Origin of the sequence: Nocardioides nitrophenolicus (genome assembly GCF_016907515.1) — a bacterium.
Classification (GTDB): domain Bacteria; phylum Actinomycetota; class Actinomycetes; order Propionibacteriales; family Nocardioidaceae; genus Nocardioides; species Nocardioides nitrophenolicus.
Genome location: NZ_JAFBBY010000001.1, coordinates 5,573,633 through 5,584,307, shown reverse-complemented (window position 1 = coordinate 5,584,307; position 10,675 = coordinate 5,573,633). Strand labels below are relative to the sequence as shown.

13 protein-coding genes and 1 riboswitch are annotated in these 10,675 nt (G+C 72.2%); all 13 genes read right to left on the bottom strand.

The features are described 5' to 3' along the window. Nucleotides 1–72: 72 nt before the first annotated feature. Nucleotides 73–163, bottom strand: a riboswitch (glycine riboswitch). A 15-nt stretch (nucleotides 164–178) separates the two neighbouring features. Continuing rightward, entirely contained in the window at nucleotides 179–778 is a 600-nt protein-coding gene (locus JOD66_RS26790) for a MerR family transcriptional regulator (protein ID WP_307823738.1), read from the bottom strand. Nucleotides 779–918: 140 nt separating this feature from the next. Next, nucleotides 919–1,389 (bottom strand): bifunctional nuclease family protein, encoded by a 471-nt coding sequence (locus JOD66_RS26785; RefSeq protein ID WP_204839813.1) that lies wholly within the window; start codon nucleotides 1,387–1,389, stop codon nucleotides 919–921. 41 nt (nucleotides 1,390–1,430) lie between these two features. After that, nucleotides 1,431–2,162: a transcriptional regulator FtsR gene (gene ftsR / locus JOD66_RS26780; RefSeq protein ID WP_204839812.1), complete on the bottom strand. Its 732-nt coding sequence runs from the start codon at nucleotides 2,160–2,162 to the stop codon at nucleotides 1,431–1,433. Between the two features lie 14 nt (nucleotides 2,163–2,176). Beyond that, entirely contained in the window at nucleotides 2,177–2,695 is a 519-nt protein-coding gene (locus JOD66_RS26775) for an FHA domain-containing protein (RefSeq protein WP_204839811.1), read from the bottom strand. Between the two features lie 40 nt (nucleotides 2,696–2,735). Further along, complete coding sequence (gene gcvH, locus JOD66_RS26770; RefSeq protein WP_204839810.1) at nucleotides 2,736–3,125, bottom strand: glycine cleavage system protein GcvH; 390 nt, start codon at nucleotides 3,123–3,125, stop codon at nucleotides 2,736–2,738. 84 nt (nucleotides 3,126–3,209) lie between these two features. Continuing rightward, the gene (locus tag JOD66_RS26765; RefSeq protein ID WP_204839809.1) at nucleotides 3,210–3,968 is read right to left on the bottom strand and encodes a DUF881 domain-containing protein; all 759 of its coding nucleotides are present in this window, start codon (nucleotides 3,966–3,968) and stop codon (nucleotides 3,210–3,212) included. Beyond that, nucleotides 3,961–4,293 (bottom strand): small basic family protein, encoded by a 333-nt coding sequence (locus JOD66_RS26760; RefSeq protein ID WP_204839808.1) that lies wholly within the window; start codon nucleotides 4,291–4,293, stop codon nucleotides 3,961–3,963. Before JOD66_RS26760 ends, JOD66_RS26765 begins: the two co-directional genes overlap by 8 nt. After that, nucleotides 4,290–5,147, bottom strand: coding sequence for a DUF881 domain-containing protein (locus JOD66_RS26755; protein ID WP_204839807.1), 858 nt, complete (start codon nucleotides 5,145–5,147; stop codon nucleotides 4,290–4,292). Before JOD66_RS26755 ends, JOD66_RS26760 begins: the two co-directional genes overlap by 4 nt. Next, nucleotides 5,140–5,709: a cardiolipin synthase ClsA gene (gene clsA / locus JOD66_RS26750; RefSeq protein ID WP_307823737.1), complete on the bottom strand. Its 570-nt coding sequence runs from the start codon at nucleotides 5,707–5,709 to the stop codon at nucleotides 5,140–5,142. The genes JOD66_RS26755 and clsA overlap by 8 nt, the downstream gene beginning before the upstream one ends. Next, on the bottom strand, nucleotides 5,706–6,764 hold the full coding sequence (locus tag JOD66_RS26745) for a hemolysin family protein (protein ID WP_204839806.1): 1,059 nt from the start codon (nucleotides 6,762–6,764) through the stop codon (nucleotides 5,706–5,708). Before JOD66_RS26745 ends, clsA begins: the two co-directional genes overlap by 4 nt. Further along, nucleotides 6,757–8,106 carry a hemolysin family protein gene (locus tag JOD66_RS26740; RefSeq protein ID WP_204839805.1) on the bottom strand — a complete coding sequence of 450 codons (1,350 nt, stop codon included), beginning with the start codon at nucleotides 8,104–8,106 and terminating at the stop codon, nucleotides 6,757–6,759. Before JOD66_RS26740 ends, JOD66_RS26745 begins: the two co-directional genes overlap by 8 nt. Continuing rightward, the gene (locus tag JOD66_RS26735; protein ID WP_204839804.1) at nucleotides 8,103–9,962 is read right to left on the bottom strand and encodes an acetoacetate--CoA ligase; all 1,860 of its coding nucleotides are present in this window, start codon (nucleotides 9,960–9,962) and stop codon (nucleotides 8,103–8,105) included. Before JOD66_RS26735 ends, JOD66_RS26740 begins: the two co-directional genes overlap by 4 nt. After that, nucleotides 9,959–10,621 carry an acyltransferase gene (locus JOD66_RS26730; RefSeq protein WP_307823736.1) on the bottom strand — a complete coding sequence of 221 codons (663 nt, stop codon included), beginning with the start codon at nucleotides 10,619–10,621 and terminating at the stop codon, nucleotides 9,959–9,961. Before JOD66_RS26730 ends, JOD66_RS26735 begins: the two co-directional genes overlap by 4 nt. Nucleotides 10,622–10,675 lie beyond the last annotated feature (54 nt).

The following is a 10,675-nucleotide window of genomic DNA, read 5'->3' as shown; positions in this document are numbered from 1 at the left end:
GCTCCTCGGGTCGGGTCGAATGCGTTCGAGCCCTCCCCCTCTGTCGGCGCGCCAGTGCGCCTTCAGAGTTGCCTGCTCCACACGGTCCTGGCGCCTGAGAGGTTCCGGGGAGGGATTGCCCCTTCGGCGCAGACACGGGGTCTGACTCTCCCGTGCGGCATCAACAGCGACTGACAGGCTACCCCACGTTGCGGGCGGCGCGGCGCGCGGCGAGCTCGTCGCCGGCGACCGGAGCCGACGGCTCCGACACGTTGGCGTGCTCGCTCGGGAGCTCGGCGAGGGTGCCCTCGATCTCGCGCCAGACGCCGCCGATGGCGATGCCGAACACGCCCTGGCCACCCTGCAGCAGGTCGATCACCTCGTCATTGCTGGTGCACTCGTAGACCGAGGCGCCGTCGCTCATCAAGGTGACCTGGGTGAGGTCGTCGGTGCCCCGCTCCCGCAGGTGGCTGACGGCGGTGCGGATGTTCTGCAGCGAGATGCCGGCGTCGAGCAGCCGCTTGATGATCTTGAGGATCAGGATGTCGCGGAAGCTGTAGAGCCGCTGGGACCCGGAGCCCTTCGCGCCGCGCACGCTCGGCTCGATCAGGCCCGTGCGGGCCCAGTAGTCGAGCTGGCGGTAGGTGATGCCGGCGGCGTTGCACGCGGTCGGGCCGCGGTAGCCGAGGTCGCTGGGCAGCGGGGACACGTCATCGGTGAAGAGCAGGCCCTGCTCCTCGGCGGCAGCAGTCGCCGCGGTCACGTCCTGACCGACCTTCTCGGGCTGCTGCTCGTTCACGGATCCTCCAGGTCGCGGTGCGGATGCAGGGGGGATTGCACTGCTGTCGTTTCGACTCCCTCACGGTACGGCCGGGGCATCGGGCCGGTCAAAGACGTGACCGGGCGTGTCGCCGAAAACCCTCACCCTGAGCCTGAGGTTCACCCCTCGGCGCCGAAGTCCTCCGGCGAGACGTGGTCGAGGAACTCGCGGAACGCCTCGACCTCGTCCTCCTCCTCGGCGGGCGCGGCCAGCCCGGCCTCGGCGAGCACGTCCTCGGCGCAGTAGATCGTGGTCCCCGTGCGCAGCGCGAGGGCGATCGAGTCGGACGGGCGCGCGCTGACCTCGACGCCCGAGGCGAAGACCAGGGTGGCGTAGAAGACGCCCTCGCGGACGTCGGTGATCCGCACCTCGCTCAGCTCGTTGCCGGTGGCGGCGAGCACGTCCTTCATCAGGTCGTGGGTCAGCGGCCGGGGCGGGACGACGCCCTGCTGGGCGAAGGCGATCGCGGTGGCCTCGACCGCCCCGATCCAGATCGGCAGGTAGCGCTCGCCGGACACCTCCCGCAGCAGCACGATCGGCTGGTTGGAGGGCATCTCCACCCGGACACCCATCACGTCGACCTCGCGCATGCGTCCAGCCTACTGCGTCGGGTCGAGCCGCCCCGGAGGGCTCAGAGCCGGCGCAGCCCGGCCTTGACCAGGGTGGCGTGCAGCCGCACGGACAGGGCGGCGATCTCGCTGACCGCCTCCTCCGCGCGGGCGCTGGCCCCCGCGTCGCGGCCCTTGCGGGGCGTGACGACCTGCTCGATCAGCCCGACCTCGCGGTCGGCCGCGGCGCGGAAGGCGCGCAGGTGGCGCGGCTCGATGCCGTAGTCGGCCAGCTCGCGCGCGGTCTGGGCGATCACCAGGGCGTCGGTGTCGTAGTGGCCGGTCGGCGAGGGGCTGATCAGCGCGAACGACTCGAGCTGGCCGAGGAGCTCCTCGTCGATCTCGGCCACCTTGATCAGCTCCTTGCGCGAGAGTCGCAACCGGTCGGTGCGGCGGAAGGACTCGGGCGCGGGTAGCCCGTCGGCGCCGAGCGCGACGGTGGGCACGGTCGGCACGACCGGCTCCGGCTCCGGCGGCGCCAGGCCGCGGTCGATGGCGTCGAGGTGCTCGCCGATCACCTTGAGCGGCAGGTAGTGGTCGCGCTGCATCCGCAGGATGTAGCGCAGCCGCTCGATGTCGGCCTCCGAGAACTTGCGGTAGCCCGCGGGGGTGCGCTCCGGCTTGACCAGGCCCTCGGCCTCGAGGAACCGGATCTTGGGGATGCTGATGTCCTCGAAGTCGGCCCGCAGCCGGTCGAGCACCTGCCCGATGTTGAGCCGTGGCTCCCGCTCGCCCCGAGCGACGGCAGCAGTCATCCCGCAGCCGTCCCTCAGGCGCTCTCGTGACCCGCGAAGAAGACCAGGCGGTACTTGCCGACCTGGACCTCGTCACTGTCCTTGAGCTGGACCTTCTCGATCCGGTCGCGGTTGACGTAGGTGCCGTTGAGGCTGCCGGCGTCCTCGACGGTGAAGTTGTCGCCGTCACGGCGGAACACGGCGTGCCGACGCGAGACCGTGACGTCGTCGAGGAAGATCCCGCTCTCGGGGTGGCGGCCGGCGCTGACCTCGTCGGCGTCGAGCAGGAACCGGCTGCCGGAGCCCGGCCCCTTCTGGACGACGAGCAGCGCATGGCCGACCGGGAGCGCGTCGACGGCCGCGGCGTCGACCGGGCTCAGGGCGCGGTCGGACGTCTCGACGCCGGCGTTCGCGCCGGCTCCGCCGCCGAACTGGATGGTGGCGGTCGCGTCGCTCACGGGCGCCGGCTCGGGGGCGACCAGGCGGTTCCCGCACTGCGAGCAGAAGCGGGCGTCATCGGGGTTCTGCCGACCACAGGCGGTGCAGAACGGCATCAGTTGCTCCTCACGGTGGGTCTGTTACGAACCTACCGGATCAGTTGTCGAGCTGGGCCTCATATGCGGCGGCGTCGAGCAGCCCGTCGAGATCGGCGGCGTCGGCCGGCACCACCTCGAAGAGCCAGCCGGCGCCGTAGGGGTCGTTGTTGACCAGCTCGGGCGTGGCGTCGAGAGCCTCGTTGACGGCGACCACCTCGCCGGAGACGGGGGCGTACACGTCGCTGACCGACTTCGTCGACTCGAGCTCGCCGCACGAGTCGCCGGCGGTGACCGTCGCGCCCACCTCGGGCAGGGAGACGTAGACGATGTCGCCGAGGGCGTCCTGGGCGTAGTCGGTGATCCCGACCCGCACCGAGCCGGCCGACTCGCCGGGCTGCCGCAGCCACTCGTGCTCGACGGTGTACTTCAGGTCCGCGGGGTTCGTCATGGCCCGAAGGCTACTGCCCGGGGAGATCGCGCGGGTAGGTGACACCTGCTCCGCGCGCGACGACACACCCGTGCGCGCGACTTCCTAGTCGGGAACGGCGAACGAAGGCTGCTCGCGGCGCACCACGGACTCGATGTCGACCGTGCGCAGCTGCTGGACGGCCACCACGGCGCCGTCCTCCTCGAGCTGCTTCTTCGGGCCGAGGGCGAAGGTCATCGCGTTGGCGAGCGCCCCGGGCTCGCCGATCGCCACGATGACGTACGGCGCCTCGATCCGCTCCCCGTCGACGAGGAAGCCGCCGTCGGACTCCGCGAACGAGGTCTGCGCGACCACCCGGACCGTGCCGTTGATCTCGATCGACTCGGCGCCGACCGTGCGCAGCTCCTGGATGGTGTCGAGCAGCGAGCCGAGCCGGACCCGGCCGTCCTCCTCCTCGATGGTGACCCGCAGGCCCGGGCCGGTCACGGGCACCAGGCCGGCCAGGATGTTGAGGTCGTCGACCTCGGCCTCGGCCTGGTCGATCGCGGTCTGCCGCTTGGACGAGTCGTCCCGCAGCCCGCTGGCCACCTCGTCCAGGCGGTCGATCTCGGTCTCGGTGCGCTGGCGGGTGCCGGCCAGGCCGTTGAGCAGGTCGATCAGCTCCTGCTCGCGCAGGCCGGCGTAGGTGTCGTCGGTGCCGGCTGTGCGGACCTGGGTGACGGCGCCGAAGCCGAGCAGGGCGAGGAGCGCCGCGGCCACCAGCTGCCGGCGCGAGGGGCGCAGCAGCGCGACCTTGAGCCGGTCGACCGGGCCCTGCTCGGGACCGGGAGCGACCGCGCCGGGCTCGGCGTCCTGCTCAGGCATGGAAGATGTGCCTGCGGATGGCGGCGACGTTGGTGAAGATCCGGATGCCGAGGACCACGATGACGCCGGTGGAGAGCTGTCCCCCGACGCCGAGCCGGTCGCCGAGGTAGACGATCCCGGCCGCGATCACGACATTGCTGAGGAAGGAGACGACGAAGACCTTGTCGTCGAAGATGCCGTCGAGGTAGGCACGCAGCGCCCCGAACACCGCGTCGAGAGCCGCCACCACCGCGATCGGCAGGTAGGGCTCGATCGTGCGGGGCACGTCGGGCTGGAAGACGAAGCCGAGGACGACGCCCACGACGAGTCCGAGAACCGCGATCACGGCGCGTCACCTCCTTGTTGCCCCTGGGGCTTCTTCTTCTTCTGCTCGGCCGACCGTAGCCGTGCGAGCGCGCCGGGCGCGGCAGGCAGGTGCAGGTCGTCCACATTGTCCATCTTCTGCTCGAAGCCGTACTGCTGGGCCAGGCTCAAGAAGCGCAGCCCGGCCTGGCTCTCGGCGAACTTCGAGGCGAGGGTCTTGCGGTCGCCGATGGCGAGCACCGTGAACGGCGGGGCCACGCCCATCCCGTTGACCTCGATCGCCTCGCCGACGTTGGTGATCCCGCCGTGGGAGTTGAGCCGCTGGCCGTTGATCGAGATCGCCTCGGCGCCCGCGGCCCACAGCCCGTCGACGAGGAGGGCGAGGTCGGAGTCGCGCAGCTGCTCGTTGGGACCGGCGTACGGCGGGTTGTCGAGCGTCACGCGGACCCCGGGACCGGTGACCGGCCCGAAGCCGGTGAGGCCGCCGAGCGCGATGCGGCGGCTCTGCAGGTCGCTGACCCGCCGGCCGAGGGTGCGCAGCGTGTCCTCGGCCGCGGCGTTGGCCGCCCGCAGCTGGGCCAGCTCGTCCTGGAGGCGGCGGACATTGGCTCGCCGCGCCTCGATCCGCTCGATCAGGCTGGCCCGGCTCGCGTCGTCGACGTCGGCGTTCTGGGAGGTCTGCACGCCGGCGACCGTGACGAGCATCGCGAACACGCCGACCACGACGACGACGCCGACCCGGTAGCCGCGGCGGACGCCTGTCTCCGCGCGCGCGGGACCGGCCTTGGACGCCGCGACCTGGTAGTCGCGGTCGAGCGCCTCCTGCGTGATCAGCGTCAGCAGGGGCGTGCGCGCCCGGTCGAGCGACTCAGGCATGGCTCGGTCGCTCGGTCGTCGCGAGCAGCCGGCGCACCTGCCAGGCATAGAGGACGCCGGCCCACCAGTACAGGCCGATCCCCCACAGCGCGAACGCCCAGCCGAAGACCTGCGCCAGGGTCGCGACCCGGCCCTCGCCGTCGCCGAGCAGGAGCAGCGGGAACGCGTAGAGGAGGTTGAAGGTGGCGGCCTTGCCGAGGAAGTGGACCGGCAGCGCGCTGTAGCCGCGGGTGCGCAGCAGGGGCACCAGGCCCCACAGCAGCAGGTCGCGCAGCGGCAGCGAGAGGGCCACCCACCAGGGGATGATGTCGCGCATCGCCAGCCCGACGACGACGGCGAGGATGTAGAGCCGGTCGGCGATCGGGTCGAGCAGCTTGCCGAGCTCGGAGGTCTGGTCCAGCCGACGGGCCAGCCAGCCGTCGAGGAAGTCGGTGACGCCCGAGGCCATCAGCACGACGAGCGCGAGCACGTCGGCCTCCGGACCCAGGACCAGCCACAGGAACAGCGGCACACCGAGCAGCCGGAGGAAGCTGATCAGGTTCGGCAGCGTCCACACGGTCACGATGATGACTCCTCGGAGTGCGCCGCATCGCGGATCTCGCCGACCAGCTCCTCGATCACGTCCTCGAGGGCGGCCACGCCGAGCGTCGTACCGTCGGGGTCGACCACCCGCGCCATGTGGGCGCCGCGACGTTGGAGCACCTCCAGCGCGTCGTGGAGCAGGGTGTCGCCGGTGACGGTCGCGAACGGCCGGATCCAGCGGTCGGCGACGGGGCGCTCTCGACGCTCCTCGTCGGGCTCGAGCACGTCCTTGATGTGGAGGTAGCCGAGCAGGTCGAGCTCCTCCCCCGCGGCGCGGACCGGGAACCGGCTGAAGCCGGTGGCCGCGCACAGGGCCTCGACGTCCGCACCCGTGGACCCGCGGACGACGGTGGCCAGCGAACCGGGCGGCATGGTGACCTCGGCGACGGTCTTCTCGGTGAAGCCGAGCGCGCCGGAGAGCCGGTCGTACTCGTCCTCGGCCAGCAGGCCCTCGCCGTGGGACTCCTCGACCAGCGCGGCGACCTCCTCGCGGGTGAAGGTGCTGCCGATCTCGTCCTTGGGCTCGATCCGGAGCAGCCGCAGGATGCCGTTGGCGATCGCGTTGACCGAGGCGATGATCGGGCGGAGCACGGTGACGATGCCGAGCATCGGCGGGCCGAGGATCAGCGCCGCCCGGTCGGGGCCGGCGATGGCGATGTTCTTGGGGACCATCTCTCCCAGCACGACGTGGAGGAAGACCACGATCGTCATCGCGATCACGAACGCGACCGGGTGCAGCCACTCGTCGGGCACGTGCAGCTCGTGGAACACCGGCTCGATGAGATGGGCCAGGGCCGGCTCGCCGACGGCACCGAGGCCGAGCGAGCAGATGGTGATGCCGAGCTGGGCGCCGGCCATCATCTCCGAGACCCGCTCCATCGCGGTGAGCGTGATCCGGGCCATCCGCGACCCGGCCTGGGCGCGCGGCTCGATCTGGCTGCGCCGGGCCGAGATGAGCGCGAACTCCGCACCCACGAAGAAGGCGTTGGCGGCCAGCAGGAAGACGGCCAGCAGGACTCCGGCGAGGTCACCCATCGGTCGGGGTCACCTCCTCGACGCGCAGGGAGAGCCGGTCGATGCGCAGGCCGTCCATGTGGTCGACGGTGAGCACGGCGTGGCGCAGCGGCTCGTCGTCGTCCTCCCCGCTCGACGGGAGCGGTACGACGGCCGCGTCGCCCGGCTGCGGGATCCGCCCGAGCACCTTGAGCACCAGCCCGGCGACGGTGTCGTAGTCCTCGCTCTCGGGGAGCTCGATCTCGGTGAGGTCCTCGACCTCGTCGGGCCGCAGCAGGCCGGAGAGCGACCAGGTGCCGTCGCGGCGCAGCCGGCCGCGGCTGCCGAGCCGGTCGTGCTCGTCGGCGATGTCGCCGACGATCTCCTCGATGACGTCCTCCAGGGTGACGATGCCGGCGTGGTCGCCGTACTCGTCGAGGACGATGGCCATCTGGAAGCCGTCGGCCCGCAGCAGCGCGAGCAGCGGGTCGAGGCGCAGCGAGTCGGGCACCAGGATCGGCTTGGCCATCAGGTGCTTGACCTTGGTGGTCGCCCGCTCGTGGAGCGGCAGCGCGACGGCGTTCTTGACGTGGACGGTGCCGACCACGGCGTCGGTGTCGTCGAGGACGGGGAACCGGGAGTTGCCCGACTCGCGGGCCAGGGCGATCACCGCGCTCGCCCGGTCGTTGGCGTCGAGCGAGCGGGTCCGCACCCGCGGGGTCATGATCTCGCCGGCGGTGCGGGTGCCGAACTCGACCGAGCGCTCCATCAGCTCCGCGGTGTCGGCGTCGAGGGTGCCCTCGTCGGCGGAGTGCTGGATGAGGGAGGCCAGCTCGGTGGAGCTGCGCGCGGACCGGAGCTCCTCCTGCGGCTCGACGCCGAGGCGGCGCACGATGGCGTTGGCGCTGCCGTTGAGCACCCTGATCGGGCCGCGGCACACCGCGGTGAAGGCGCGCATCGGGCGCTGGGTGAGCCGTGCGGTGGTGAGCGGCAGCGCGATGGCGACGTTCTTGGGCACCAGCTCGCCGATCAGCATGGTCAGCAGGGTGCTCAGGGTGAGTCCGAGCGCCACGCCGACCGGGCGGACCGCACTCTCCGCGACGCCCGCGGACTCCAGCGGGCCGCGCAGCAGCTCGGCTATCGCGGGTTCGGCGAGGAAGCCGATGGCCAGGTTGGTGATGGTGATGCCGACCTGGGCTCCGGAGAGCTGGGTCGACAGGGATCGCAGCGCCTTCTGCAGCCCGATGGCCGACACGTCGCCCTCGGCGGCCGCCCGGTCGACCTGGCCGCGGTCGACGGTGACGAAGGCGAACTCGGCCGCGACGAACAGGCCGCACGCGAGCACGAGGAGGATGGCGAGTCCCAGCAGTAGCCAGGCGGTCATCGGGTTCTGCGGCTCCTGCCCACGGTTCGGTACCAGTCGATCAGCTCTGGGTCGTCCACACTACCGGGATCGTAGGAGCCGCCGAGGTCCTGACCCGCCAGCACCTTCTTCACCGGCACCTCCAGCTTCTTGCCGGTGCGGGTGTGCGGGACGCCCGGCGCGGCGAGCACGACGTCCGGCACGTGCCGCGGCGAGGCCTGGGTGCGCACCGCCTCCCGGATCCGCGCGGCCAGGGCCTCGTCGAGCACGACGCCGTCGGCGAGCACGACGAACAGTGGCATCCAGTAGCCGCCGTCCGGCTCCTCCAGGCCGATCACCAGCGCCTCGCGCACCTCGGGCAGGGCCTCGACGGGCTCGTAGATGTCGGCGCTGCCCATCCGGACGCCGTTGCGGTTGAGGGTGGCGTCGGAGCGGCCGTGGATGACGACCGAGCCGTGGTCGGTGATGGTGATCCAGTCGCCGTGGCGCCACACCCCGGGATAGACGTCGAAGTAGGCCTCGCGGTAGCGGCTGCCGTCGGGGTCGGCCCAGAAGTACAGCGGCATCGAGGGAATCGGCCGGGTCACGACCAGCTCGCCGACCTCGCCGCGCACCGGCTGCCCCGCCTCGTCGTAGGCGTCCAGGGCTACGCCGAGACAGGGCCGGGACAGCTCGCCGGGCCACACCGGAAGGGTCGGGGCCGGACCGACGAAGGCGCTGACCACGTCGGTGCCGCCGCTGATCGACCCGATCCGCACCTCGGGGCCGAGCTCGGCCTGCAGTGCCTCCTGGCTGGTCGCCGGGAAGGCGGACCCGGACACGCCGACCTGGCGCAGGGCCGTCAGGTCGTGCCCGCGCGGCCCGACCCGGTCCTTCTGGCAGGCGGCGATGTAGCCGGGGCTCATCCCGGCCACGCTGACCCGGTGCCGCGCGGCGAGGGCCCACAGGCCGTCGGTCGCGGGGTACGTCGGGCTGCCGTCGTAGGTGACCACGCCGGCGCCGGTGAGCAGGGCGCCGACCACGAAGTTCCACATCATCCACGAGGGCGTGGTGAACCAGAGCAGGCGCTCGCCGGGCCCGAGGTCGAAGTGGTACGCCGCCACCTTGGCCTGCTCGAGCAGCGCACCGCCATGGCCGTGGACGATTCCCTTCGGCCGGCCGGTCGTGCCCGAGGAGAACAGCACCCACAGCGGGTGGTCGAAGGCAACCGACACCGGCTCGAAGGCGACGTCGGCGCCCAGCGCCTCCTCCCAGGCCGGCGTGCCGACCTCGAGGACCGCGCGCAGCGTGGGCAGCGCGGCCCGCAGCTCGGCGACGACGTCACCGCGGTCGTGGACCCGCTGGCCGTGGACGTAGGACGACGCGTGGACCAGGACGACCGGGTCGAGCTGCTCGAAGCGGGAGCGCGCGGCCGAGCCGGCGTAGTCCATGCCGCACACCGACCAGACCGCGCCCAGGCTGGCGGTGGCGAGGAAGGCCACGATCGTGTCGGGGGTGTTGGGCAGGAAGCCGACCACCCGGTCGCCCTCCCCGACGCCGAGCCCGCGCAGGGTCGCGGCCAGGCTCGCCGTGCGCCGGCGCAGCTCGCCCCAGGTGAGCTCGACCGTCGCGGCCGGGTCCTCGCTCGCGCCGACGACCGCGACCTCGTCGTCCGGGCGCCCGCCGAGCACCGCCGCCGGGTAGCTGACCCGCGCCTCGGGGAACCAGACCGCACCGGGCATCCGCTCCTCGGCGAGGACCGGTCCGGGCAGGTCGAAGCCGAGGTGGCGGGCCACCGCGGACCAGAAGCCGTCGAGGTCGCGGACCGACCAGGCCCACAGGTCGTCGTAGTCGCCGTCGATGCCGACGAAGCGCGCAAGCTCCTCGATCCGGCTCATGAGGTCAGCGTAGGCGCGTCGTCGCGCACCCGGGACCAGCCGCCGTCGGCGTCGAGGCGACGGATCAGCCGGGCCGGGACCCCGCCCACCACGGCGTGGTCGGGCACCTCGCCGCGGACCACCGAGCCCGCCGCGACGACGACGTTGCGGCCGATCGTCGTACCGGGAAGGATCATCGCGCCGTGGCCGACCCAGGTGCCGGAGCCGATCGAGATCGGCTGGTGCGCGCCGAACTGGAGGCCGACGGGGACCGTCGGGTCCGCGTAGCCGTGGCTGGCGTCGGAGACGAACACGTCCTGCCCGAACCAGACGTCGTCGCCGATCTCGATCGACTCGTGGGCCGTGATCGTGATCCGCGCACCCAGCACGCACCGCTCGCCGATCACCAGGCCACGCTCCGGCAGCACCTCCTGGGTGGGCCCGTAGCCCACCGAGAGCGTGGCGTACTTGCCGATCAGGGTGTCGCGGCCGACGTGGATCGCGCGCGCGTTGACGACGTCGGACAGCGGGAAGGCCAGGCACGCTCCCGGCCCGAAGCTCCCGAAGTCGTCGGCCAGCGCGGTGCCGGGCGCCACGTCGCCGACGTGCTCGGCCCAGCGCCAGGCGGCATGCACGGAGCGGTTGAGGAGGCGGCGGAGCGGGCGCCGGAGATCGAGCACCGGCAGAGGTTACCGAAAAGCAACATTCGGCGGCCCCGGCGAGTTCGTCCACCC

What these genes read in the sequence shown, in the direction of transcription:
- JOD66_RS26785 (WP_204839813.1), bottom strand. Translation starts at nt 1,389, where the DNA reads ATGCGCGAGGTCGACGTGATGGGTGTCCGGGTGGAGATGCCCTCCAAC.
- ftsR (WP_204839812.1), bottom strand. Translation starts at nt 2,162, where the DNA reads ATGACTGCTGCCGTCGCTCGGGGCGAGCGGGAGCCACGGCTCAACATC.
- JOD66_RS26775 (WP_204839811.1), bottom strand. Translation starts at nt 2,695, where the DNA reads ATGCCGTTCTGCACCGCCTGTGGTCGGCAGAACCCCGATGACGCCCGC.
- gcvH (WP_204839810.1), bottom strand. Translation starts at nt 3,125, where the DNA reads ATGACGAACCCCGCGGACCTGAAGTACACCGTCGAGCACGAGTGGCTG.
- JOD66_RS26765 (WP_204839809.1), bottom strand. Translation starts at nt 3,968, where the DNA reads ATGCCTGAGCAGGACGCCGAGCCCGGCGCGGTCGCTCCCGGTCCCGAG.
- JOD66_RS26755 (WP_204839807.1), bottom strand. Translation starts at nt 5,147, where the DNA reads ATGCCTGAGTCGCTCGACCGGGCGCGCACGCCCCTGCTGACGCTGATC.
- JOD66_RS26745 (WP_204839806.1), bottom strand. Translation starts at nt 6,764, where the DNA reads ATGGGTGACCTCGCCGGAGTCCTGCTGGCCGTCTTCCTGCTGGCCGCC.
- JOD66_RS26740 (WP_204839805.1), bottom strand. Translation starts at nt 8,106, where the DNA reads ATGACCGCCTGGCTACTGCTGGGACTCGCCATCCTCCTCGTGCTCGCG.
- JOD66_RS26735 (WP_204839804.1), bottom strand. Translation starts at nt 9,962, where the DNA reads ATGAGCCGGATCGAGGAGCTTGCGCGCTTCGTCGGCATCGACGGCGAC.